The organism is Martinezella tropici (genome assembly GCF_003287875.1).
GTDB classification, from domain to species: Bacteria; Pseudomonadota; Alphaproteobacteria; order Rhizobiales; family Rhizobiaceae; genus Rhizobium; species Rhizobium tropici_C.
Genome location: NZ_QMKK01000037.1, coordinates 44,223 through 67,200 on the forward strand (window position 1 = coordinate 44,223; position 22,978 = coordinate 67,200).

Annotated in this window: 24 protein-coding genes and 1 riboswitch; of the genes, 8 read left to right on the top strand and 16 right to left on the bottom strand. The window is 58.3% G+C overall.

The window, feature by feature from the left end:
* Positions 1–96 precede the first annotated feature (96 nt).
* From DQ393_RS15040 to DQ393_RS15070, 7 genes are all read right to left on the bottom strand, one after another.
* Entirely contained in the window at positions 97–1,245 is a 1,149-nt protein-coding gene (locus tag DQ393_RS15040) for an iron-containing alcohol dehydrogenase (RefSeq protein ID WP_112342581.1), read from the bottom strand.
* Positions 1,242–2,627 carry an aldehyde dehydrogenase family protein gene (locus tag DQ393_RS15045; RefSeq protein ID WP_112342582.1) on the bottom strand — a complete coding sequence of 462 codons (1,386 nt, stop codon included), beginning with the start codon at positions 2,625–2,627 and terminating at the stop codon, positions 1,242–1,244. Before DQ393_RS15045 ends, DQ393_RS15040 begins: the two co-directional genes overlap by 4 nt.
* Before the next feature lie 20 nt (positions 2,628–2,647).
* Positions 2,648–3,064, bottom strand: coding sequence for a type II toxin-antitoxin system VapC family toxin (locus tag DQ393_RS15050; RefSeq protein WP_112342583.1), 417 nt, complete (start codon positions 3,062–3,064; stop codon positions 2,648–2,650).
* Positions 3,057–3,482, bottom strand: a complete 426-nt coding sequence (locus DQ393_RS15055; RefSeq protein WP_112342642.1) for a helix-turn-helix domain-containing protein — start codon at positions 3,480–3,482, stop codon at positions 3,057–3,059. Before DQ393_RS15055 ends, DQ393_RS15050 begins: the two co-directional genes overlap by 8 nt.
* A 78-nt stretch (positions 3,483–3,560) precedes the next feature.
* Positions 3,561–4,928 (bottom strand): glutamine synthetase family protein, encoded by a 1,368-nt coding sequence (locus tag DQ393_RS15060; protein WP_112342643.1) that lies wholly within the window; start codon positions 4,926–4,928, stop codon positions 3,561–3,563.
* Positions 4,929–5,076: 148 nt separating this feature from the next.
* Positions 5,077–6,648, bottom strand: a complete 1,572-nt coding sequence (locus DQ393_RS15065) for an amino acid permease (protein ID WP_112342584.1) — start codon at positions 6,646–6,648, stop codon at positions 5,077–5,079.
* 119 nt (positions 6,649–6,767) lie between these two features.
* The gene (locus DQ393_RS15070; protein ID WP_112342585.1) at positions 6,768–7,541 is read right to left on the bottom strand and encodes an N-formylglutamate amidohydrolase; all 774 of its coding nucleotides are present in this window, start codon (positions 7,539–7,541) and stop codon (positions 6,768–6,770) included.
* A gap of 181 nt (positions 7,542–7,722) precedes the next feature.
* On the opposite strand from DQ393_RS15070, the gene DQ393_RS15075 reads away from it, so the two are divergent.
* The 7 genes from DQ393_RS15075 (at position 7,723) to DQ393_RS15105 (ending at position 13,941) form a co-directional block, all read left to right on the top strand.
* Positions 7,723–8,595, top strand: coding sequence for a MurR/RpiR family transcriptional regulator (locus DQ393_RS15075; RefSeq protein ID WP_112342586.1), 873 nt, complete (start codon positions 7,723–7,725; stop codon positions 8,593–8,595).
* A 189-nt stretch (positions 8,596–8,784) separates the two neighbouring features.
* Positions 8,785–9,888: an ABC transporter substrate-binding protein gene (locus DQ393_RS15080; protein ID WP_112342587.1), complete on the top strand. Its 1,104-nt coding sequence runs from the start codon at positions 8,785–8,787 to the stop codon at positions 9,886–9,888.
* A gap of 72 nt (positions 9,889–9,960) precedes the next feature.
* Positions 9,961–10,854, top strand: a complete 894-nt coding sequence (locus DQ393_RS15085) for an ABC transporter permease (RefSeq protein WP_112342588.1) — start codon at positions 9,961–9,963, stop codon at positions 10,852–10,854.
* Positions 10,851–11,639, top strand: coding sequence for an ABC transporter permease (locus tag DQ393_RS15090; protein WP_112342589.1), 789 nt, complete (start codon positions 10,851–10,853; stop codon positions 11,637–11,639). The genes DQ393_RS15085 and DQ393_RS15090 overlap by 4 nt, the downstream gene beginning before the upstream one ends.
* An 11-nt stretch (positions 11,640–11,650) precedes the next feature.
* A complete protein-coding gene (locus tag DQ393_RS15095) occupies positions 11,651–12,712 on the top strand; it encodes an ABC transporter ATP-binding protein (protein WP_112342590.1) in 1,062 nt (353 codons plus the stop codon).
* Positions 12,713–12,817: 105 nt separating this feature from the next.
* Positions 12,818–12,964, top strand: a riboswitch (FMN riboswitch).
* A gap of 89 nt (positions 12,965–13,053) precedes the next feature.
* The gene (locus DQ393_RS15100) at positions 13,054–13,530 is read left to right on the top strand and encodes a 6,7-dimethyl-8-ribityllumazine synthase (protein WP_092711425.1); all 477 of its coding nucleotides are present in this window, start codon (positions 13,054–13,056) and stop codon (positions 13,528–13,530) included.
* Between the two features lie 60 nt (positions 13,531–13,590).
* Positions 13,591–13,941, top strand: a complete 351-nt coding sequence (locus DQ393_RS15105) for a VOC family protein (RefSeq protein WP_112342591.1) — start codon at positions 13,591–13,593, stop codon at positions 13,939–13,941.
* A gap of 53 nt (positions 13,942–13,994) precedes the next feature.
* On the opposite strand, the gene phnF is transcribed toward DQ393_RS15105, so the two are convergent.
* The 4 genes from phnF to DQ393_RS15125 all read right to left on the bottom strand — a co-directional run bounded on the left by phnF (position 13,995) and on the right by DQ393_RS15125 (position 16,449).
* Positions 13,995–14,723 carry a phosphonate metabolism transcriptional regulator PhnF gene (gene phnF, locus DQ393_RS15110; protein ID WP_112342592.1) on the bottom strand — a complete coding sequence of 243 codons (729 nt, stop codon included), beginning with the start codon at positions 14,721–14,723 and terminating at the stop codon, positions 13,995–13,997.
* A 1-nt stretch (position 14,724) separates the two neighbouring features.
* Complete coding sequence (locus DQ393_RS15115; protein WP_112342593.1) at positions 14,725–15,411, bottom strand: class I SAM-dependent methyltransferase; 687 nt, start codon at positions 15,409–15,411, stop codon at positions 14,725–14,727.
* 118 nt (positions 15,412–15,529) lie between these two features.
* Positions 15,530–15,925, bottom strand: coding sequence for a VOC family protein (locus tag DQ393_RS15120; RefSeq protein WP_112342594.1), 396 nt, complete (start codon positions 15,923–15,925; stop codon positions 15,530–15,532).
* Between the two features lie 98 nt (positions 15,926–16,023).
* Entirely contained in the window at positions 16,024–16,449 is a 426-nt protein-coding gene (locus tag DQ393_RS15125; protein ID WP_112342595.1) for a tautomerase family protein, read from the bottom strand.
* A 120-nt stretch (positions 16,450–16,569) separates the two neighbouring features.
* Here DQ393_RS15125 and DQ393_RS15130 point away from each other — a divergent pair, with 120 nt between their 5' ends.
* Positions 16,570–17,175: a TetR/AcrR family transcriptional regulator gene (locus tag DQ393_RS15130; protein WP_112342596.1), complete on the top strand. Its 606-nt coding sequence runs from the start codon at positions 16,570–16,572 to the stop codon at positions 17,173–17,175.
* Between the two features lie 69 nt (positions 17,176–17,244).
* Here DQ393_RS15130 and DQ393_RS15135 read toward each other — a convergent pair whose 3' ends face one another.
* The 5 genes from DQ393_RS15135 to DQ393_RS15155 form a co-directional block, all read right to left on the bottom strand.
* Positions 17,245–18,249 carry an ABC transporter ATP-binding protein gene (locus tag DQ393_RS15135; protein ID WP_112342597.1) on the bottom strand — a complete coding sequence of 335 codons (1,005 nt, stop codon included), beginning with the start codon at positions 18,247–18,249 and terminating at the stop codon, positions 17,245–17,247.
* Positions 18,250–18,261: 12 nt separating this feature from the next.
* Entirely contained in the window at positions 18,262–19,326 is a 1,065-nt protein-coding gene (locus DQ393_RS15140; RefSeq protein ID WP_112342598.1) for a Gfo/Idh/MocA family protein, read from the bottom strand.
* The gene (locus DQ393_RS15145) at positions 19,323–20,162 is read right to left on the bottom strand and encodes a carbohydrate ABC transporter permease (protein ID WP_112342599.1); all 840 of its coding nucleotides are present in this window, start codon (positions 20,160–20,162) and stop codon (positions 19,323–19,325) included. Before DQ393_RS15145 ends, DQ393_RS15140 begins: the two co-directional genes overlap by 4 nt.
* 12 nt (positions 20,163–20,174) lie before the next feature.
* Entirely contained in the window at positions 20,175–21,128 is a 954-nt protein-coding gene (locus tag DQ393_RS15150; RefSeq protein ID WP_112342600.1) for a carbohydrate ABC transporter permease, read from the bottom strand.
* A 200-nt stretch (positions 21,129–21,328) separates the two neighbouring features.
* Positions 21,329–22,588 carry an ABC transporter substrate-binding protein gene (locus DQ393_RS15155; RefSeq protein ID WP_112342601.1) on the bottom strand — a complete coding sequence of 420 codons (1,260 nt, stop codon included), beginning with the start codon at positions 22,586–22,588 and terminating at the stop codon, positions 21,329–21,331.
* Between the last annotated feature and the right edge of the window lie 390 nt (positions 22,589–22,978).

Here is a 22,978-nt window from a genome sequence, read left to right on the forward strand (position 1 = left end):
AAAAAGCCGCCGAGTTTCCCCGGCGGCTTTTTCTTTGACTTGAAATATCGACGCGCCGCTATTTTCATCCGGCGCGTCAGGTAGTTCGGCGGCGCATCAGAAGCAATCGCGGAACAACACCTTGGTGTTTTCGAGCGTCATCGGCACCGGATTGCCGCCGGCACTCGGATCTTCGATTGCCATCGCGGAGAGCTCGTCGATCCGGTCGGGCGCGATACCCATGGCAGACAGGTTTTCCGGCACGCCGAGTTCCGAGCGCAGCTGCAGCACATAATCATAGAAGCCGTCGAAACCACCCGAAATGCCGAGATAGGCTGCGGCACGCGCAATCTTGTCCTCGATGGCCTTGCGATTGAAGCGCAGAACGGCTGGCATGACGACGGCATTGGTCATGCCGTGATGGGTGTTGTAGACGGCGCCGATCGGATGCGACAGCGCATGGATGGCGCCGAGTCCCTTCTGGAAGGCGACGGCGCCCATGGCGGCGGCACTCATCATGTTGGCGCGGGCTTCGAGATCCGTTCCCTCACGATAGGCGCGCGGCAGGAATTCCTTGACGAGACGCATGCCTTCCAGTGCGATGCCGGCCGACATCGGGTGGTAGAACGGCGAGGAATAGGCTTCCAGGCAGTGAGCGAACGCGTCCATGCCGGTGCCGGCGGTGATGATCTTCGGCATGCCGACGGTCAGCTCCGGATCGGCAATGACGACGCCAGGCAGGAATTTCGGATGGAAGATGATCTTCTTCACATGCGTTGCGGAGTTGGTGATGACGCTGGCGCGGCCGACTTCCGAGCCGGTACCGGCGGTCGTCGGCACCGCGACGATCGGCGCAATGCCTTCGACGCTGGCGCGGGTCCACCAGTCGCCGATATCTTCGAAATCCCAGACAGGACGCGTCTGGCCGACCATGAAAGCGACGCACTTGCCGAGATCGAGGCCGGAACCGCCGCCGAAGGCGACGACACCATCATGGCCGCCATCCTTGAATGCCTTCACGCCGGCTTCGAGGTTCTTCTCGTTCGGATTCGGATCGACGTCAGCGAAGATGGCGCGGCCGAGACCCGCATCTTCCAGAATATCCAATGCTGTCGCCGTGATCGCCATCGAGGCAAGTCCCCGGTCGGTGATCAGCAGCGGCTTCTTCATGCCCAGGCTCTTGCAGGCGTCCGCGAGCTCCTTGATGCGGCCGCGGCCAAGCTTGAAGGCGTTCGGATAGCTCCAATTGGCTGAGATAGTGCTCATGCTGTTACTTTCTTCAGATGATAGGATTTCGGGCGCGTCAGATTGTGGAAGCCGATGATCGACAGCGAGCCGCCGCGGCCGGTTTCCTTGACGCCGGTCCAGCACAGAGCCGGATCGAGATAATCGGCGCGGTTCATGAAGACGGTGCCGGTTTCGATTTCCCGGCCGATACGCGAGGCGCGCTCGACATCCTTGGTCCAGAGCGAAGCCGTCAGACCGTAGGGGCTGTCGTTCATCAGTTCCAGCGCTTCCGCATCGCTCTTCACCTTCATGATGCCGACGGCAGGGCCGAAGGTTTCCTCGCGCATGAAGGCCATGGAATGATCGACGTTGACGAGGATCTGCGGCGCAAGATAGGCGCCGCCATCATCGGCCGGAAACAGCTTAGGATCGACCAGCGCCTTGGCGCCCTTGGCAACCGCATCGGCGATCTGCTCGCGCACGACCTTGGCGAAGCGCTTGTTGGCCATCGGCCCGAGTGATGTCTCGGGATCAAGGGGGTTGCCGAGCTTGTAGTTCGAGACCCAGGCCACCGACTTCTCGACAAAGGCGTCGTAGAGCGATTCATGCACGTAGATGCGCTCGATACCACAGCAGCACTGGCCGGAATTATAGGTTGCTCCATCCATCAGCGTATCGACGGCGGCATCGAGATCGGCATCCTCCATGACATAGCCCGGATCCTTGCCGCCAAGCTCCAGCCCGAGGCTGGTGAAGGTGCCGGCAGCCGCACGCTCGATCAACCGGCCGCCTTCGACGGAGCCGGTGAAATTGACGAAGTTGAAACTGCCGGCCGCAATCAGCGCCGAGGTGGTTTCATGATCCAGGAAGACATTCTGGAAGACATCGGCGGGAACTCCGGCCTCGACGAAAGCCTGCACCAGCCGCTCGCCAACGAGCAGCGTCTGGCTTGCGTGCTTGAGAATAACAGTATTGCCGGCCATCAGCGCCGGGGCGACCGTATTGATGGCCGTCATGTAGGGATAATTCCAGGGCGCGATGACGAAGACCACGCCATGCGGTTCGCGCTCGATGCGTCGGGCGAAATTGGCACTATCCTCGACGACCAAGGGTGCCAATGCGTCGGCCGCGATCGAGGCCACATAATTCGAGCGCTCGTTGAAGCCGCGATATTCGCCGCCGTACTTGATCGGGCGGCCCATCTGCCAGGCAAGCTCCGGCACGACAACATCGGCCATCTCATTGAGCCGCGCGACACCCTTCAGCACGAGCTGGACACGATCTTCCAGCGGGCGGCGCGCCCAATCCTTCTGCGCTTTGCGGGCGCGTGCCACGACGTCCTTGGCAGCATCCAGCGACAGCGCTGGACGCTCGGCATAAACCTCTCCATTCACGGGGGAGACACATGTGATCATGGTCATTCTTTTCTGCTCCAATAGGCCTAACAGGCAAGGGTCTTAACGTGACCGGCCGCTCCATAAGCGAGAATAGCGCGATCACGTGTGATTATCGTGAGATCGTGCTCGCGTGCGGTAGCGATGATAATGCGATCCATTGGATCGTTGTGCAACGGCTCCGGAAGGTAGGATGCGGCGATCATGATGGCTGGGGTAGCCATCCGTACATGTATTGCGCTGGCCTTCACAAAGTCTTCGAACCACGCCAGCGCGTGCTTTGTGCTATGTATTCTGCCGCGCGATATTAGCATCCCGAGCTCCCATGCCGTCATCGCAGAGATGCAAAGCCGATCGCTGCCGGGCGCGATCTCGCTCACCGCGTCGATCGCGGCTTGCGATATCGGCTTTTCATTTGCCAACCAGATTGCGGCGCAAGTATCGAGCAGAAAACCCTCATTCATTGTAGAGTTTATCGCTCCACTCGACATCTATCGGCGCGGTGAGATCGAGATCCGCCGCTATTGTCATCGTCCCTTTCATGCACCCGAAGATCGGATGAGGCTTTTGATTGCCATTCGCAATCCCGCTCGCTTCCTTGTCCGGCAAGGGCATCTTCCCATACGTAAAGTCCGGTTGTTTCATTTCCTTAAACCCATACCGTGAAATGGCTCGATGAGCAGCGACATCCAGGATACTAACACCCAGGAACTGAGCGATGAGATCCTGCTCTTCGGCGCTCATCTTGCGCTCCCCTGCAAGCATCCGTGAAGCCGCGCTCTTATCCATATTCAAAAACCGACCCAGTCCGCTTATCGTCTCGCCTCTGCTTGCCAGCTTCTGATGAAACCAATCCGTATCGATCGAACTCTTCCGCACCATAAACCGATCCCCATGTTGCATGGTTGAAAGCTGCCATGAGGTTGTGATTTTGTCAACGAATTATCTCAACGTTGCGAATTACGCTCTTTCGAATCCGCGCGCCACTTCCCAATCAGTGATGCGACGATCATACTCCTCCTGCTCCCATTCGGCAGCGCGGGTATAGTGGTCGATCACCTCGTCGCTGAAGGCTGCGCGCAGCATCTTCGAATTGGTCAGGGCCTCGGTTGCGCCGCGCAGGGTGCGCGGTATCTCACGAACCTCGCGCGCTCCATAGGCGTCGCCGACAAAGGGCGCCTCCAATTCGAGCTTGTTCTCGATGCCGTCAAGGCCGGCGGCAATCAGGGCAGCAAAAGCCAGATAGGGATTGAGGTCCGAGCCGCCAACCCGGCATTCGATACGGATGCTCTTGGTCTCGGCGCCGCACAGGCGATAGCCGGCGGTGCGATTGTCGGTGCTCCAGATCGCCTTGGTCGGCGCGAAAGTGCCGGCGACGAAGCGCTTGTAGGAATTGATATAGGGTGCAAGGAAATAGGTGATTTCGCTGGCATGGTTCAAAAGGCCGGCGACATAGTGCCTCATTAGCGGCGTCATGCCGTGTTCTTGTTCCTTGTCGAAGAACAGCGGGGTCTTGCCGTCGGCGCTCCACAGCGATTGATGAATATGCGACGAGCTGCCGGCCGCGCTGTAGTTCCATTTCGCCAGGAAGGTAATGGCCTTGCCCTTCGACCAGGCGATTTCCTTGCAGCCGTTCTTGATAATGGCATGACGGTCGGCCATGGTCAGCGCGTCGGCGTAGCGGACGTTGATTTCCTCCTGGCCGGCGGATGCCTCGCCCTTGGAGTTTTCGACGGGAATCTCCGCACCCTGCAATCCCTTGCGGATCGCCCGCATCACATCCTCTTCCTTCGTAGTCTGGAAGATGTGGTAATCCTCGTTGTAGCCACTGACGAGATTGAGGTTGCGATAGCCGGATTCACGGGCGCTGTCGTAGCTCTGATCGAACAGGAAGAATTCAAGCTCCGAAGCCATGTAGGCCTTCATGCCCATCGCCTCGAGGCGCTTGATCTGCTTCTTAAGGATCGCACGCGGCGAATGCGCGACCTCCTCATGCGTATGATGGTCGAGCACATCGCAGAGCACCAGCGCCGTGCCCTCCAGCCAGGGTATGCGGCGCAACGTGGCAAGATCCGGCTTCATGGTATAGTCGCCGTAGCCCTTCTCCCAGCTCGTCGACTTGTAGCCGGAGACGGTCTCCATCTCGATATCGGTCGCCTGCAGATAATTGCAGCTATGCGTTTCCTTCCAGGCACTTTCGATGAAGAATTCCGCCTGGAAGCGTTTGCCCATCAACCGGCCCTGCATGTCGACCTGGCATGCCAGAACCGTATCGATGCGCCCTTCGGCCACATCTCGCTTGAGGTCGTCGAACGTATAGCTGCTCATGATTTGGTCCGCCTGAACAATGAATTGAAACACCGGTCTGTCGAACAATGCCGCCGCTCGGAGGATGATCCGCGCTCCGCAGCCCTGTCGCTACCGTGAAAGGGGTCGCAGGTCTGCGACCCCAGTGGTTGGAGAGATGTGCCCGCGCTCAGTTTTCGCCGACGGCGGCTTCCGCTGCCGCGATCTCGGCCTTGCGCTTGGCAATCGCATCGCCGATCGGCGGGCCTTTGAAGCGACGGCGCTCGAAGCCGAACCAGACGATGGCCGTCAGAACCAGGAAGCCGACGGTGATGATGCCGGCCCAGTCGTTCGGCGGCTGAATGCCGAGAATGAAGATGATGATCATCGCGATGATCGTCAGCACGGCAAACAGCTTGAACAGCCCTTCCCCGAGGTTCCAAGGGCCCATCTTGTCCCACTTCGCCGTACCCCATGCGAAAAGACCGAGTGTGATCGGGATCGCGAAGGAGAAGAACAGGAAGATGACGGTGCACGAGACGACGATAGTGTAAACCGGCGTATCGCCGATCGATACCAGCGACGAACCCCAGACGAAGAGGACGGAAAGGATCGAGCCGGTCCAGATCGCCGAAACCGGCGTGCGGTATTTCGGGCTGACGCGAGACAGGGCCTTGGATCCCGGCAGACCGCCGTCACGCGAGAAGGCGAAGATCATGCGCGAAACCGAGGTGACCGTCGCAAGACCACATAGCCACTGGCTGATGAAGATCAGCAGATAGAGAATGTCCTTCACGATGGGATTGACCTGCGCGTCCATTGCCCAGAAGAACACATTCCAGCCCTGCTTGGCGGCATCGTCCATATTCGGCAGCATCAGCACGAACGAGCACAGCATGATGTAGCCGAAAAGCGCCGACCAGAGAACCGAAGACACCATACCCCGCGGAACGGAATGGGCGGCTTTCACCGTTTCTTCCGAGGTGTGAGCCGAGGCGTCATAACCGGTGATCGTGTAGATCGGCAGCAGAAGGCCGAGCGCGAAAACCCAGAAGGTCGAAACCTGCGGCCAGACCGGCGCGCCGGTTGCCGAACCGTCGGCAGCAATCGTCGCCAGACCGGAATAGTTGGTGAAGGTGAAAAGCCGTGCAAGATCATAGGACGGCGCCGCGATCAGGCAAACGGCCGCCAGAAGGATCGAGGTTGCGAAGATCAGATAGCCGGAAAAGTCCGTGAGCTTCGCGGTCAGACCGATACCCATATGGTTGACGAGCGCCTGCAGGCCGGTAATGACCACCAGGAACAGGATGCGCACCAACGTGGTGTCGGTCATGCCGAAATAGCCGCCGAAAGCCCCCACGAAGAAATAGTAGGTACCGACATTGATGGCGCCGAGCACGGTGACGAGGCCGAGCAGGTTGAACCAGGCGGTCAACCAACCGGTGAAGCGGTTGCCGAGGATCGAACCCCAGTGATAAAGGCCGCCCGCCGTCGGATATGCCGAGCTGATCTGCGCCATCGCCACGGCAAAAACCAGCGATATGAAGCAGCCAACTGGCCAGCCGATGCCGATAGCGGCACCGCCGGCACCCGATGTCGCCTGGGCGAGCGAATTGATGCCGCCCGAAAGAATGCAAATGATCGAGAAGGATACGGCGAAATTCGAGAATGAACTCATGCGCCGTTCCAGCTCCTGGGCGTAGCCCATGGAGTGCAGGATCTGGACATCCTGCTTCTTGTCTAACTCCGAATAATCAGACATGCCATTCCCCCTAAAGCCCGGTCGTCCGCGGGATTGCGGAAAACCATATGTCACATGAGCCGCTGGCTCTTGCCATGCGGCCCGATCGCAGTTGAACTGCTCCCCGGGGTCTTTTTCTTTTATGCTTGGGCTTCCAGACTGCTCTGGATAAGCCCTGTCAGATAATCGGCCACGACCCCTTGGCCGACGTCATCTTGAATGAGGTCGTTGCGGACCTCGATCATTACATTATGCAGGCTATTGGCGATCCCATGCAGCTTCAGCGTATGGGTAACGCCGTCCTCAGGCCCGTAAGGCTGGTTGCGCTCGGTCCGATAGAGCAGCGCTTCAGCCGCTGCCTCCAGCATGCGATCGGCCAGCCAACGGTCCTCGTCATGCAGAATGCCGAGCTCCACCGCCCGAGGCTTGCCATTATAGACCGGCGTGAAGCTGTGGACTGTCACGATCACGGTTTTTTGTCCGCGCGCGGCCCTTTCTTTCAACAGGGTTCTGATCCTGTCATGAAACGGTATGTAGAGGCCTTGGGTGCGCGCCTGCCTGTCTGCCTCGGCCAGATGCTGATTGCCGGGAATCGTGTATATTTCACTCGTTTCCGGCATGGCGCCGGCACTTTCCGGCGGCCGATTGCAATCGTAGATTAGGCGGGAGAAACGCTGAAAAACCAGGGTCGCATTCAAGCTGGCGGACATTTTTCTTGCAACCGCCAGTGCGCCCGGATCCCAGGCAATATGACTGGAAAGCGCCTCGGCGGAAAGCCCGAGATCTCCGAACTGTTCCGGCAAGGCGCGGGAAGCGTGCTCGCAGACGAGCAGAACCGCGCTGCTCCCATCCGGCCTCTCGACCGCGACGCAATCGCCATCCGCCTTCGTCAGAATGCCTTGCTGCGCAAGCATCGGAGACGCCCCATTACCGATTAATGAAATCTTTATAAGAAAAGAATTCTTCAGGTTTTCGCCGCTGTCAATCGAAAACTGAAATTATTTCTTCATTTGTGACATTGACTCGAAATATGACAGCGTTGTTATATCCTTGCAGGAAAGCGGCATAAGACCGTTTCCGGGGAGCAAAAATCGAGTGAACACTGCGTCGAAGACAGTTTCTGACGTGATCAACGCGCGCTTCGAGACGCTGACGCGCGCCGAAAAGCAGCTCGCCAAAAGCCTGCTCGACAACTATCCCGTTTCTGGGCTTGGCAGCATTACGACGGTTGCCGAAAATGCGCGCGTTTCGACGCCAACGGTCGCGCGCATGGTGCAGAAACTCGGCTACAAGGGCTACCCGGACTTCCAGGCCCATCTTCATCAGGAGGTGGAAGCGACCATCTCCAACCCATTGACGAAGCATGATCGCTGGGCATCGAATGCGCCGGGCACGCATATCCTCAATCGCTTTGCCGATGCCATCATGAGCAATCTTCGCCAGACGCTTTCGGATATCGATGCAGCGACATTCGACGGCGTCGCCACCCTGCTGTCCGAAAGAAAGCGTGGGCTCTATTTCGTTGGCGGGCGCATCACGGGTGCGCTTGCCGAATATTTCTTCACTCACATGCAGGTCATTCGCCCCAATACGACGCTGCTCTCCTCCAATTCCAGCACCTGGCCGCAATATGTCCTGAATATGAATCCGGGCGACTTGCTCGTGATCTTCGACATCAGGCGCTACGAACAGGAAATGGTCAATCTGGCCGCGGCCGCCCGCCGGCGTGGCGCCGAAATCATCGTCTTCACCGACCAATGGGCAACACCTGCCGCCAAACATGCACGACACACGTTTCGCGTGCAGATCGAGGCCCCTTCCGCCTGGGATTCATCGGTCGTTACTCTCTTCATCGTCGAGGCCCTGATCGAGGCTGTTCAAAGCTCGACATGGGACGAGACGAGCGAGCGCATGAAAACGCTCGAAGGCCTTTTTGAACAAACAAAGTTGTTTCGCAAGCTGAGCTGAGAGGGAAACGAAAGCATAAAATAACATCTCGCGAAACGATGTGAAATGCAGCGACTGTCATACTTGTTGATTAGAAGCAAAAATGTCTTCGTTATTAGCAAACGCAACGCTTTGAAACCGTCACACAACCTTCATGTTACGTCATTAACAGCAACGCCAGACACTGAAAACCCAGAAGGAGGAAATGCAGTGACCTCGAAAATTCATCGTCTTCTGACCATCTCTACCGCAATGCTCGTCGCTTCGACGGCTATCGCGGCCGCGGAGCCGAGCGCCGATCTCATCGCCGCTGCCAAGAAGGAAGGCACGCTGACCACGATCGCCCTACCCCACAACTGGTGCGGTTATGGCGATCTCATTGCTGCGTTCAAGGCAAAGTACGGCATTGAAGTCAACGAACTGAATCCGGATGCCGGTTCGGGCGATGAAGTCGAAGCAATCCGCGCCAACAAGGGCAACACCGGCCCGCAGGCTCCGGACGTGATCGACGTCGGTCTCTCCTTCGGCCCGACTGCCAAGAAGGAAGGCCTGCTGCAGCCTTACAAGGTCTCCACCTGGGATTCCATTCCGGACAGCGCCAAGGATTCCGAAGGCTATTGGTACGGCGACTATTACGGCGTTCTCTCCTTTGTCACCAACAAGGACGTCGTAAAGAACCCTCCGAAAGACTGGGCCGACCTGCAGAAGTCGGAATACGCAAACACCGTTTCGCTCGCCGGCGACCCGCGCACCTCGAACCAGGCCGTCCAGGCCGTCTACGCCGCCGGCCTGGCTGCCGGTGAAAAGGATGCCACCAAGATCGGCGCTGCCGGTCTCGACTACTTCGCGAAGCTCAACAAGGCCGGCAACTTCGTTCCGGTCATCGGCAAGTCCGCTTCGCTCGCACAGGGCGCAACCCCGATCGTCATCGCATGGGACTACAATGGTCTCTCCTGGCGCGACAGCCTGAACGGCAACCCGCCGGTTGACGTCACCGTTCCGGCTTCGGGCGTTATCGCCGGCGTCTACGTCCAGGCGATCTCGGCTTTCGCTCCGCATCCGAATGCTGCCAAGCTCTGGATGGAGTTCCTCTATTCCGACGAAGGCCAGATCGGCTGGCTGAAGGGCTATTGCCACCCGATCCGCTTCAACGACCTGGCGAAGAACAAGAAGGTCCCGCAGGAACTTCTCGACAAGCTGCCGCCGGCTGCCGCTTACGAAAAGGCCGTCTTCCCGACGCTCGACGAACAGGCTGCCGGCAAGACCGCCATCACCACGAAGTGGGACTCTGTCGTCGGTTCGAACGTGCAGTAATTTGATCTGACATGACCTCCCCGCTTCGGCGGGGAGGTTTTCCGTTTTTTGACGCCGCGGATTGGGCCAATCATGAGCACCGTGACAACATCAACGATGAGCACCACTCCCTTGATCAACAAACGCGTGGTCGTCGACTGGCTGGGCATCGCGCCCTTCCTGATCTTCGCGCTGCTGTTTCTGATTTTGCCGACGATCTACCTGATTGCCGGCGCGTTTCTGACGCCTGACGGCAGTCTGACACTGAAGAACATCGGCGATCTGTTCACAAAGTCCATCATGGACTCCTATTGGATCAGCATCAAAGTGTCGGTCACTTCGGCGCTCGGCGGCGCGCTGATCGGCTTTTATCTGGCTTGGGCCTTGGTCATGGGCGGGCTTCCGGCCTGGGTGCGCAATGTCTTCCTTACATTCTCCGGCGTCGCTTCCAATTTCGCCGGCGTGCCGCTGGCGTTCGCCTTCATCGCCACGATCGGCCGCCTGGGCCTTGTCACCGTGTTGATGAGAGACTGGCTTGGCTTCAATCTCTACGCCACCGGCTTCAATCTCTACAGCTTCATCGGCTTGACCGTCACCTACATGTATTTCCAGATTCCGCTGATGGTGCTGATTATTACGCCCGCACTCGATGGCATGAAGAAGGAATGGCGTGAGGCCGCGTCAATTCTCGGGGCGACAAACAGACAATATTGGCTGATGGTGGCGCTGCCCATCCTCTGGCCGAGCCTGCTCGGCACGACGCTGCTGCTGTTCGCCAATGCCTTCGGCGCCATCGCAACGGCCATTGCGCTGACGGGCAGCTCGCTCAACATCATCCCGATCCAGCTCTATGCCCAGATCCGCGGCGATGTGCTGCACAACGCCAATCTCGGCTATGCCATGGCCCTTGGCATGATCGTCATAACAGGCATTTCCAACGTCATCTACATCATCATGCGTATACGCGCGGAACGGTGGCAGAAATGAAACTGCAGAAATTCTTCGCCTGGATCGCGGTCGTCATCGGCGCCATCTATTTCATCGTTCCGCTGATCGGCACGCTGGAATTCTCGCTGCGCATGCGCCGCAATGCCTATAGTTTCGACGCCTACGCATCGGTTTTTTCCGACGCAAACTTCCTCTATGCGTTCGGCTATTCCATGCTCATGGCGCTGCTGACCATCATCGTCGGCATGCTGCTCGTCGTCCCGACTGCCTACTGGGTCCGGCTTCGCTTACCGCAACTGCGCCCGGTCGTCGAATTCATCACGCTGATGCCGCTGGTCATTCCCGCAATCGTCATCGTTTTCGGCTATCTGCGCCTTTATAATTCGTCGTCGATCCTGCCTTTGACAGGCTTCGAGCAGACGACAAACTTCCTTCTGGTCTGCTCCTATATTGTCTTGGCGCTTCCCTATATGTATCGTTCGGTCGATACGGCGATGCGCACGATCGATGTCGGCACCCTGACGGAAGCGGCGGAAAGCCTCGGCGCGAAGTGGACGACCATCATGTTCCGCTGCATTTTTCCCAATGTCATGAGCGGCGTTCTATCCGGTGCCTTCATCACGCTGGCGATCGTGATGGGCGAATTCACGATGGCATCATTGCTCAACCGGCCGGCTTTCGGCCCTTACATGCAGCTCGTCGGAGCCAATCAGGCTTATCAGTCCTCGGCGCTCGCCATCATCGCACTTGCCGTCACCTGGCTCAGCATGGGCCTGCTGCAGCTCGTATCCCGCTTCTCAAAACTGGCTCCGGTTAAGGTGTAAGGCTTCTCACCATGGCTTTTCTCGAACTCACCCACATCAAGAAATCATTCGGCGACGTGCACGTCGTCCACGATTTCAATATGCAAATCGAGAAGGGAGAATTCATCTCCTTCCTTGGACCGTCAGGCTGCGGCAAGACGACCGTGCTGCGCATGATCGCTGGCTTCGAAACCCCGACCGCTGGCACCTTGACGATCAACGGCAAGGACCAGCGCCCGCTGAAGCCGAACCAACGCAACATCGGCATGGTCTTCCAGGCCTACGCGCTGTTCCCGAACATGACGGTGCACGACAACGTCGCCTTCGGCCTCAAGGTGGCCGGCATGTCGAAGCCTGACATCGACAAGCGCGTCAAGGAGATGCTTGCTCTCATCAAGCTCGACCATCTCGCCAGCCGCTATCCCTATCAGATGTCCGGCGGCCAGCAGCAACGCGTGGCGCTTGCTCGCGCCATCGCCGTCAAGCCTCAAGTGCTTTTGCTTGACGAGCCGCTTTCGGCGCTCGACGCCAAGATCCGCATCTCGCTGCGTGAGGAAATCCGCGCGATCCAACAGCAGCTCGGCATTACCACCGTTTTCGTGACCCACGACCAGGAAGAAGCCCTGTCGATCTCCGATCGCATCGTCGTCATGAATGCCGGTCGCGCCGACCAGATCGGCACGCCTTTCGAGATCTACAACACGCCGGCAACCCGCTTCGTCGCCTCCTTCGTCGGTACGCTGAACCTGATCGAAGGCAAGGTCGTCGATCCCGACAGCAACCGCATCATGATCGGCGATCAGGGCGTGACCCTGAAGCAGTCGGTGACGGCCTACAAGCCGGGCGATACCGTATCGCTCGCCCTGCGTCCCGAAGCCGGTTCGCTGGCCGAATCGGCAAAGGGCGATACCGCGCTGACAGGCGAGGTTTCCTCCGCACACTTCCTGGGTTCGGTTATCCGCACCCGCATGAATGTCGCCGGTAACACGATTTCCTTCGATATGTTCAATAGTCCGGGCATGATGCCTCCGAGCGTTGGCGAGAAGGTGACGCTGCGCTTCGCCTCTTCCGATCTGCTCGTCATTCAGGATTGAGCACGCATCCGCGCTGCATGGAAACTTTGAAAAATTATTCGCAGACGCCGGGTCAAAAGCCCGGCGTTTTTCTTTGATTTTCATGAGGCAAAGCATCTATAGTCCGTGCGTTCTCAGGGCGGGGTGCAATTCCCCACCGGCGGTATGGGGAGTTTCCTCGAGCCCGCGAGCGCCTTCCGAACTTTCGGAAGGGTCAGCAGATCCGGTGAGATGCCGGAGCCGACGGTATAGTCCGGATGGAAGAGAGCAAGCAGGATCGCACCTCCTCTGCGCGAGAGGTGCCGCGATCTTGCGTGTTCGCCCAAGGGATATTTGACAACAACCCTTGAAAGGCAAAATTCATGACCATTTCGATTTCTACCCAGCCGAGCCGCATTGCGATCATTCGGGCCCGCTGGCATGCCGATATTGTCGATCGCTCGGTCGACTCCTTCGTTGCCGAATGGCAGACGGTGGAAGGCGCATCTCCGATCGATATCTTCGACGTGCCCGGCGCGCTTGAAATTCCGCTGCACGCACAGACGCTTGCCCGCAACGGCCGTTATTCCGCGATCGTCGCCACCGCTTTCGTTGTCGACGGTGGCATCTATCGCCATGAGTTCGTCGCCAATACGGTTCTTGATGCCATGATGCGCGTCCAGCTCGACACCGGCGTGCCGATTCTCTCGGCAGTGTTGACGCCGCATCACTTCCAGGAATCGGAAGCGCATATCCAGTTCTTCAAGGAACATTTCATCATCAAGGGCCGCGAAGTGGCCAGCGCCTGCCGCCATATTCTCGCGGAACGCGCCAAGCTGCTTCCCGCAGTCACGGTCTGAGCCAGCATGGTGGAGGCGCGGTGAAGACCCGCCTCCATGTCCACAAGGGAGAAACGTCAGTTGACCGTCCTACGCATCATCCCAAACCTGCCCGCCGCCGATCCAGACACGGCACGCCTTTTCTATCATGACCTGCTCGGCCTCGACATCGTCATGGACCATGGCTGGATCCTTACGTTTGCCTCCGAAGCCGCAACGGTGCCGCAGATCAGCATCGCCAGCGAAGGCGGCTCGGGAACGATCGTCCCCGATCTCTCGATCGAAGTCGACGATGTCGATGCGCTTTATCAGCGCGCCACCTCCATGGGCTTCGGCATATTGTATGACCTGACGGACGAGCCTTGGGGTGTCCGCCGCTTCTACGTCCGCGACCCCTTCGGCAAGGTGGTCAATATACTTTCACATCGCTAAGGCGGAGATGGCCGAGCCGCTTTGGCCCAAATGCGCTGGGCCTGCTCGAACCGTTACCGCAGATCCACGCTGAAGGTGATCCGCTCGGCTGACCACATCGACTCCGAATAGGTAATCGGCACGCCCTTCGCGTCCACGTCTAACTTCCGTGTGATAAGCAGCGGCACGGATTTCGGCTGCCGCAGGAGCCGCGCCTCTTCCGCCGTCGGCATCCGCGCCTCGATTTCCGTCGATAGCCGCTCGTAGTCGGTGACACCGTAGCTGGCGAGCGCTGCCGAGATCGTCGGGTGCTGCAACCGGGCCTTATCGAAATCGGGAAAACGTTCGGCCGGATAATAGGAATCGCCCAGTTCGACCGGAATGCCATCGGCCGTCATGATGCCGCGACGATGGATGACCGACGTATTCACCGCCAGTTTCAAATAGGCAGCGACGCGTTCTGCTGCCGGCACGATCTCATGAACGAGCAATTCTCCACCCGGCTCGAAACCTTGTTCGATCAGGTTCCTGGAAAACCGCGTTCGCTTGGACAGGGAATAATCGAGCACGCCCTTATGAACGAATGTCCCCCGCCCCTGCTCGGCGCGCACCAACCCACGCTGTTCCAGATGCCCTAGCGCCTGGCGCACGGTAAAGCGGCTGACGCCGAAACGCTGCATCAGCTTCGGCTCGGTCGGCAATTTCTCTCCAGGAGCGAAAGTCCCGGCGGCGATATCGGCCGCCAGGATCTCGCCGATCTGATGCCAGAGCGCGCTGCCGCCCTTCCGATCGATCGTCTCCATGTCAGACGCGCTTCTCGAGCCGGAATAAAAGCTTGTATTCAGCCGGATAGCTCAACGCGTCGAGAATGCTCGGATAATATTTCCGGTCTTTCGATGCATGCACGAAGCCGTCATAACCGAAACGCTTGACGGATACGTCGAAGCCAGCTGCAACGAAGGTATCGATATAGTCCTGCGGGGACCGATCCTGCATCGGCGCATTGCTGTTGTTGCCGATCAGTTCGAGCCATTTCGGCCAGAGCGGCATTTCATTATGGCAGCCGGTCACAGCGTAGTAGACGCCGCCATTCCGCATGACCTGGAACATCTGTTCGGCATGCTGTCTCAGCTCCGGCAGCAGATAGATCACCTCATAGCTGAAAGCGATATCGAAGCTATCGACAAAGGGCGACAGGTCGGTCGTCACATGAAACTGCAGCGGCATATTGCCGACAGCGGCAACGGCCGCAGCCACCGACTCCGAAGCGATATCGATGCCGACACCGCGCCGGAACGGCCGCATCGCATGAAGCAACCGCAGAAAGCCGCCGCGGTTGCAGCCGAAATCCAGGACGGTCTTGGAGGAGAAATCCCGCTCCGGCACCGTCTCGATGAAATGCCGCCAATAGGGGCTATGCGATTCCGCCATTTTCATATCGCCCTGCGGATCCTTGTGCCAGGTGGCGTAAGTCGTTGCTGCGTTTGCCATGATGTGCTCGCTGTTGGAGTGGACTGAGCTTGAGATAGCGCAGCCTCATGACAGCCACATGAATTCGTCCGGACGACTGGAAGTATTTATTCAGCGCTTCATGCCAATCGATATCCTCCTAATGCGAGCAATCCACCATCCATTGCACGCCGAACCGATCCGTCAGCTTGCCGTAATAGCTACCCCATGGCTGGACGGCGAGCCGTGTCGTCACGTTGCCGCCTTCAGCCAATCGGGCAAAAATCCTGTCGGTGCTGCCGCGATCATCCATGAGAAGGATGTGGGCAGACCCGCGCATCGGCTCGGCGTCGTGATTGTCGGAGGCGAAGAACAGCAGGCCCGGTCCCTCGAAGCTCGCATGCATCACCCTGCCCCGCATTGCATCGTCAGCAAGCGGAACTCCATTCGCACCGTGCCGCACCAGCAGCGTGACTTGGCCAAGTCCGCAGGCAGAGTAGAAGGCAAGCGCTTCCTCGCAATGCGTCGTGAAAAACAGATAATTGGCGAGTTGCATGTCTTGCCTTCCTTTGGTTCAGATCAAAGACGATTCCCGTACCGGTCCGTCATCGATGCAAAGCTGCCGTGAAAGACGGCAGTAAACATCCAGATCGCTTAGGCGACTGCAGCACCTTGAATAGCGCCGAGCAGTTCCGCATTGCTATAGCTCTGCCCGGCAATGCCCCAGGCTCCCTCCGGCGCATAAACTATGTTCGACCAGATGTGCTCACGCTTGATCCGCCCTTCGGCTGCTTGTTCGACGACATCGGTAGCCTTTTCGATGAAAGCGCGCTTGGCTTCAGCCGTCGCGAGAGCGATCTCGGGTAGTTTGAGCTCAATGAAGGCAGCAGGAACCGGCCTTCCTGCTGCCAGTACGCGTTCGACGGGAAGCACATTGATCGTGCCGATGACATTTGCCGTCATGAACGCATTCTCGGTCAAGCCGGCAACATCGAGGACTGCATCCGTCAATCCGGCAAAAGCTTGCGCCTGCGCCTCAGACGAAAGCAGCCCTTCGGGGACGGTGAGCGTAATGGGCATGAAACATCTCCTTGTTGGACCTGTCGCGGCAATTGATATATACCGATCACTCTTTAACGATACATATAGATCACTCTCTATGCAAGCAATAAAGAGAGATCGCTCTCAATGGAGGCCGCAATGCGCTATAGCGCCGAACATAAACAGGAAACCCGGACACGGGTCGTCACTGCTGCGGGACAGGTGTTTCGAAGGGAAGGTTACGGCGGCGCGGGCATCGATGCTCTGACCAAGGCGGCCGGCGTTACCAACGGCGCCTTCTACGGACACTTCAAGTCCAAGAGCGAAGCGTTTCGCACAGCCGTCGTCGAGGGCTTGGAAGAATTGCGCCAGGGAATCCTGACGCTCAGGGAAAGCCAGCCGAAAGACTGGCTCAAGGCGCTCGCCAGCTTCTACCTCGGCTACAAGCGGACCTGCGATCTCAGTGACAGTTGCACGCTGCCAAGCCTTTCGCCCGACGTCATGCGCGCCGACGAGGAAACGCGCGACGCCTATACGGCGGAATTGAGAAAACTGATCGCGGATGTCGCCGCCGGTTTGCCGGAAAGCACGAGCTCTGCCGAATTAACGACGGAGGATCGTGCGATCCTTCTCCTCGCAACGCTCAGCGGCGGCGTCACCATTGCCCGCGCAGTCTCCGATCCCGCCCTTTCCAGCCATATTGGCCAAGTCATAGAACGGGCTGCATTGGTAATAGGCAATCCCTCAAAGCCGCACGGCGGATAACCGATCGCAACATGCATGCGGCAGGAGGCAACTGAGACAAAGCTTGCCGCCTCGCCTCGGCGGGACCGTTTACCCCCGGATCGCCTTGTCATTCGCATCGAAGCGATGCATCTGGTTCGCATCGGGGGTGGCATAAACCATCTCGTCCGGCTCGTATTTGTGTTCACCGAAGAGACGCGCGGTCAGAAGACCGGTGGTCTCCGATTCGAGATAGATGATCGTGTCGGCACCGAGATGCTCGACGTGGATGACCTTGGCAGCCCACGAACCCTGATCACGCGACAGCGTGATATGTTCAGGGCGAATGCCGACGGTCTTGGCGCCGCTTTCGCCCAGACGCTCAGCCGCGATGAAATTCATCTGCGGCGAGCCGATGAAGCCGGCCACAAAGGTATTGGCCGGGCGATTGTAGAGCTCCATCGGCGAGCCGATCTGCTCGATAGCACCGGCATTGAGCACGACGATCTTGTCGGCAAGTGTCATTGCCTCGACCTGATCGTGGGTAACGTAGATCATGGTTGCCTTCAGGCTGCGATGCAGCCGGGCAATTTCCAGACGCGTCTGGACGCGCAGCGCCGCATCGAGGTTCGACAGCGGCTCGTCAAACAGGAAGAGTTCCGGCTCGCGCACGATCGCGCGGCCGATGGCCACGCGCTGGCGCTGGCCACCGGAAAGCTCGGCCGGCCGGCGGGCGAGATAAGGCGCGAGCGACAGCATGCTGGACGCCTTCTCGACACGGCTGTCGATTTCCGCCTTCGCAGTGCCGGCCTGCTTGAGACCCAAGCCCATATTGTCCTTGACGGTCAGATGCGGATAGAGCGCATAGGACTGGAAGACCATCGAGATGCCACGCTTGGCAGGCGGCGTTACGGTCACATCCTGGCCGTTGATCAGCACGGCACCGGAGGTCACGTCTTCGAGACCTGCGATGCTGCGCAGCAGGGTCGACTTGCCACAGCCTGAGGGACCGACGAAGATGACGAACTCACCATCTCTCACCTCGAGGTCGATGCCCTTCAGCACATCATGCGTACCGTAGGCCTTGCGAATGGATTTCAGTTGAAGCGATCCCACAGTCTCTTGTCCTTATAGATAAACGGGCTTGCCGGTACGCACGCTCTCATCGGCGGCAAGGCATATGCGCAGCGATTGAACGGCATCTGCCATATGGCGATTGAGGTCGAGATCCTCGCGGATGGCCTTCAGCATGAAGGCCTGTTCGAAGTCGCAAAGCTCCTGATGCCCTGGTTCGCCATCCATATGAAGATCCTGATCCGGCCGGATGAACTGGCCGTTCGGGCCTGTCTCGGCGCTATGCAGCCGGATGACGGATGTCTTCGTATGCATGTCGATATCATCGGACTTGGCATTCTGATCCATGACGATCGAGACCGAGCCGTTCGGCGACATCACGTCCTTTACGAAGAAAGCCGTCTCCGAAATCATCGGCCCCCAGGCAGCCTCGTACCAGCCGACGGAACCGTCTTCGAAGATCACCTGCAGATGGCCGTAATTATACATGTCCGGCTTGATCTCCTGCGTCAGCCGCAGGCCCATGCCTCGTACCTCGACGGGCTTGGCATCGGTGATCTGGCACATGACGTCAACATAATGCACGCCGCAATCGACGACCGGTGAGGTCGTGCGCATCAGCGCTTTGTGCGTCTCCCAGGTCGGGCCGCTCGATTGCTGATTAAGGTTCATGCGGAAGACATAGGGACCGCCGAGCTTGCGCGCTTCGGCGATCAGCCGCATCCACGAGGGATGGTGACGCAGGATATAGCCGATCGCCAGCTTCTTCCCGGCCTTCTTCGCAGCCGCAACGACGCGCTCGGCATCTTCGACTGTCGTTGCCAACGGTTTCTCGACGAAGACATGGCAGCCCGCTTCGAAGGCCATGACGGCAAAATCGGCGTGACTGTCGGAATAGGTATTGATGGAGCAAAGATCCGGCTTCAACTCCTTCAATGCCGCCTCGAAATCCGGATGGATCGTATATCCCCGCAACGCCTCGGGCAGTTCCGGCTTTGAGCGGTTGACGAGACCGACAATCTCGAAGCCGGGATTATTATGATAGGCCAGCGCATGGCTGCGACCCATATTGCCAAGGCCGGCAACGAGAACGCGGATCGGCTTTTCGGATGGGCTCACTTGACTGCTCCGGAGGTAATGCCGCGAATGAGTTGACGCGAAAAGATGACGTAGAGGATGAGGATTGGCAGGATGGCGAGCGTCAGCGCTGCCAGCACCGCATTCCAGTTGGTCACGAACTGGCCGATGAAAATCTGCGATCCGAGGGTCACGGTTTTGGTCGCTTCGCTCGGCGCCAGGATCAACGGGAACCAAAGATCGTTCCAGATCGGGATCATGGTAAAGACGGCAACTGTCGCCATGGCCGGACGCACCAACGGCAGAACGAGACGGAAGAAGATCGCATATTCGCTAAGGCCATCGATACGGCCGGCATTCTTCAGGTCGTCGGAAACCGTCCGCATGAACTCGGACAAAATGAAGATCGCGAGCGGCAGACCCTGCGCCGTATAGACGAGGATGAGTGCCGTCAGCGTGTTGACGAGACCGGCGGCGACCATGCCCTGCAGGATTGCGACTGTTCCCAGCCGGATCGGGATCATGATGCCGATCGCCATATAAAGACCCATGACCGTATTGCCGCGGAAACGATATTCCGACAGCGCAAAGGCGGCCATTGCCCCAAAGAGCAATGTCAGGATGATCGAGACGATCGTCACGATGAAACTGTTCTGGAAGTAGGTGAAAAAGTCCCCCTGCTTCAGGACGGTGTCATACCCGATCATGCTGAAGGAGGACGGCGTCGGGATGCTCAAGGGGGCACGGAAGATCGACGCGCGATCCTTGAAGGAGTTGATGACGGTCAGGAACACCGGAAAGATGGCGACCAGCGTATAGGCGATAAGCGCCAGATGGACGAAGCCGGCGCGGACAAGCGAAGTGCGTGCCTTGGACATGGAGCGCGCTCCTCAGAACTGGTAGCGGCGGATGCGCCGCTGGACGATGAAAAGATAGAAGGACACACCCGCCAGGATGATGAGGAACATCACCGTCGCAATTGTCGCCCCCATCGAGCGGTCACCCAGCTGCAGCTGAAAGCCGAAGAAGACGCGGTAAAGCAGCGTGCCAAGAATATCCGTCGAGCCATCCGGCCCCGCCAAAGCGCCCTGCACGGTATAAACAAGGTCGAACGCATTGAAATTGCCGACGAAGGTCAGGATCGAGATGATGCCGATTGCCGGCAGAACCAGCGGCAGCTTGATCTTCCAGAACTGGCTCCAGCCGGTAATGCCGTCGCATTCCGCAGCTTCGATCACCTCTTCCGGAATGTTGAGCAGGGCAGCATAGATCAGCATCATCGGGATGCCGACATACTGCCAGACCGAGATCAGCGCGACAGCGATCAGTGCCGTACTTGGCTTACCGAGCCATGGAGCAAAGAATGATTTGAGCCCGATCACGCTCAGCAGTTCGGGCGCGACACCCCAAAGCGGCGAGAGGATCAGCTTCCAGATGAAGCCGACAACAACGAAGGAAAGCAGGGTCGGCAGGAAGATGGCCGTGCGGTAGAAGGCGACGAAGCGCAGCTTCGGCAGGGATAGGAGTGCAGCCAGCGCGACACCGATCGGATTCTGCACGCACATATGGATGGCGAAGAAGATCAGGTTGTTGCGCAGCGCGTTCCAGAAGTCATGCGCCCAGCGTTCGTCGCCAAACAGGACCTTGAAATTGTTCAAACCGACGAAGACGGACTGATTGTCGACGACATTGTAAAGCGACAGCCGCAAGGTCTCGATCAGCGGCAGGATCATGACCGCCGTATAGACGACAAAGGCCGGGAAAAGGAAAACGAGGATGTGCCAGCGCTTGGAGCGCCTGATCGGCGTGACCTCAAGGGCATCTGATGTCGCAGCGTCGCTCATGGCTTTCTGCCTGTTTTTCTTGGCTGCTTGGTGAGGCGGCAGCTCAATGGTTCAAATCCGCCCGCTGCCCCGGCCCTGCAACCGAATGGAAACAACATCAGGCGTGTCGAATGCAAGGGCGAACGATCGCCAATCCAATTTATGTAAATAATGAAAAGGGCGAGGAGCCTGAAAGACCCCTCGCCCGTAGAACTCGGCCGTTACTTACCGGGCTTGTACCAGCTGTCGAGGCCCTTCTGGAGCTTCTTGGCAGCATCGTCCGGCGTATCCGTGCCGTTGATCACGTTTGCGGATTCGGTCCAGGTTTCATTTTCCAGATTCGGCGTACCGCGCGACAGGATCTGATAGGTCGAGCGAACGGTCGACTTGTGATTATCACGCCAGGAGACGAATTCCTGCGCAAGCGCATCGCTCATCTTTACCGGGTGCGAGTTCAGGCTGAAGAAGCCCGGCAGCGAGTTGGCATAGATGTTGGCGAACTCGTCGGAAGCGACCCAGCTCAGGAACTTCTTGGCTTCTTCCTGATGCTTGCTCTTAGCGTTCAGGCCGACGCCGATATCCGGATGATCGGAGATGTAGGCAGTGTCACCGGCCTTGGCGACCGGCGGCGGGAATGCACCCATCTTGAACTGAGCCTGGGTGTTGAAGAGAGCAATTTCCCAGGAACCAGCCGGATAGATCGCGGCCTTGCCAAGTGTGAAGAGGTTCTGGCTATCGGAATAGCTTTGTGCTTCGAAGCCGTCGCCGAGATAGGGCTTCCACTTGGCCAGCTCCTTGTAAGGGTCGACCCACGGAGCGTCCGTCAGCTTTTCCTTGCCAGCGATGAGAGCCTTGCGGCCTTCCTCACCCTTCCAGTAGTTCGGGCCGATATTCTGGTAGCCCATGGTTGCGGCTTCCCAGAGATCCTTCGTGCCCATGGCCATCGGAATGTAGGTGCCATCGGCCTTGATCTTATCGAGAGCAGCAAAAAACTCATCGCGTGTCGCCGGGACCTTCAGGCCGAGCTTGTCGAACGCATCCTTGTTGTAGATGAAGCCGTGGATAACGGACGCCATCGGCACGCAGAAGGTCGACTTGCCATCATCGGTCGACCATGCGGCCTTGGCAACAGCCGAGAAGTTTTCCAAGCCCTTCAGCTTGGTCAGATCAACAAGGTGCTTCTTGTTGAAAAGGTCGAGCGAGGCATCGAACGGACGGCAGGTGATGATGTCGCCTGCGGAGCCGGCGTCGAGCTTGGCGTTCAGCGATGCATTGTATTCGGTCGGAGCCGTCGGCGAGAAGACGATCTTGATACCCGGATTCTTCGCTTCGAAAGCCGGGATGATCTTTTCCTGCCAGATCTGCAGGTCGTCGTTACGCCAGCTTTCAACCGTCAGCGTCACATCGGCCGCATGCGCCAGACTGACCGAGGTCAGCAGACTGGATGCAAGAAGCAAGCCTTTCAGAACATTGGTTTTCATTTCCCTCTCCTGTTTTCCGCGCCATGGCAAGGCGCTGTTTTCGATCTGAAATCCGCTGGCCTGTCCGAGGAAACGGTCAGCGCTCCGCAGGGACCGCCAATATTGCCGACCCCCCATGCAAAAGGCTTCAGAGGCACTCTGCCCGATCAGCCGGATCAATTGCCGCCTGCCGCAACCTGGACGGAGGCGCTGCAAGAACCATGCGGGAATTCACGACCAATGCCGAAGCGAGATCCTCCTGATCCGAACGGTGGGGACAACGACGAGATGCGCGTCTTTGACACTCACCTACCGGCTGTTGTTTTTTTGCCGGCTGTATCGATGTCCATTCGTATTGTTCCCTTGTAGCGAATTAAGGCCAAAAAAATACCAATTGTCCAGCCGATTTTA

What these genes read in the sequence shown, in the direction of transcription:
- DQ393_RS15040 (WP_112342581.1), bottom strand. Translation starts at nt 1,245, where the DNA reads ATGAGCACTATCTCAGCCAATTGGAGCTATCCGAACGCCTTCAAGCTT.
- DQ393_RS15045 (WP_112342582.1), bottom strand. Translation starts at nt 2,627, where the DNA reads ATGACCATGATCACATGTGTCTCCCCCGTGAATGGAGAGGTTTATGCC.
- DQ393_RS15050 (WP_112342583.1), bottom strand. Translation starts at nt 3,064, where the DNA reads ATGAATGAGGGTTTTCTGCTCGATACTTGCGCCGCAATCTGGTTGGCA.
- DQ393_RS15055 (WP_112342642.1), bottom strand. Translation starts at nt 3,482, where the DNA reads ATGGTGCGGAAGAGTTCGATCGATACGGATTGGTTTCATCAGAAGCTG.
- DQ393_RS15060 (WP_112342643.1), bottom strand. Translation starts at nt 4,928, where the DNA reads ATGAGCAGCTATACGTTCGACGACCTCAAGCGAGATGTGGCCGAAGGG.
- DQ393_RS15065 (WP_112342584.1), bottom strand. Translation starts at nt 6,648, where the DNA reads ATGTCTGATTATTCGGAGTTAGACAAGAAGCAGGATGTCCAGATCCTG.
- DQ393_RS15070 (WP_112342585.1), bottom strand. Translation starts at nt 7,541, where the DNA reads ATGCTTGCGCAGCAAGGCATTCTGACGAAGGCGGATGGCGATTGCGTC.
- DQ393_RS15085 (WP_112342588.1), top strand. Translation starts at nt 9,961, where the DNA reads ATGAGCACCGTGACAACATCAACGATGAGCACCACTCCCTTGATCAAC.
- DQ393_RS15090 (WP_112342589.1), top strand. Translation starts at nt 10,851, where the DNA reads ATGAAACTGCAGAAATTCTTCGCCTGGATCGCGGTCGTCATCGGCGCC.
- DQ393_RS15095 (WP_112342590.1), top strand. Translation starts at nt 11,651, where the DNA reads ATGGCTTTTCTCGAACTCACCCACATCAAGAAATCATTCGGCGACGTG.
- DQ393_RS15100 (WP_092711425.1), top strand. Translation starts at nt 13,054, where the DNA reads ATGACCATTTCGATTTCTACCCAGCCGAGCCGCATTGCGATCATTCGG.
- phnF (WP_112342592.1), bottom strand. Translation starts at nt 14,723, where the DNA reads ATGGAGACGATCGATCGGAAGGGCGGCAGCGCGCTCTGGCATCAGATC.
- DQ393_RS15115 (WP_112342593.1), bottom strand. Translation starts at nt 15,411, where the DNA reads ATGGCAAACGCAGCAACGACTTACGCCACCTGGCACAAGGATCCGCAG.
- DQ393_RS15120 (WP_112342594.1), bottom strand. Translation starts at nt 15,925, where the DNA reads ATGCAACTCGCCAATTATCTGTTTTTCACGACGCATTGCGAGGAAGCG.
- DQ393_RS15125 (WP_112342595.1), bottom strand. Translation starts at nt 16,449, where the DNA reads ATGCCCATTACGCTCACCGTCCCCGAAGGGCTGCTTTCGTCTGAGGCG.
- DQ393_RS15130 (WP_112342596.1), top strand. Translation starts at nt 16,570, where the DNA reads ATGCGCTATAGCGCCGAACATAAACAGGAAACCCGGACACGGGTCGTC.
- DQ393_RS15145 (WP_112342599.1), bottom strand. Translation starts at nt 20,162, where the DNA reads ATGTCCAAGGCACGCACTTCGCTTGTCCGCGCCGGCTTCGTCCATCTG.
- DQ393_RS15150 (WP_112342600.1), bottom strand. Translation starts at nt 21,128, where the DNA reads ATGAGCGACGCTGCGACATCAGATGCCCTTGAGGTCACGCCGATCAGG.
- DQ393_RS15155 (WP_112342601.1), bottom strand. Translation starts at nt 22,588, where the DNA reads ATGAAAACCAATGTTCTGAAAGGCTTGCTTCTTGCATCCAGTCTGCTG.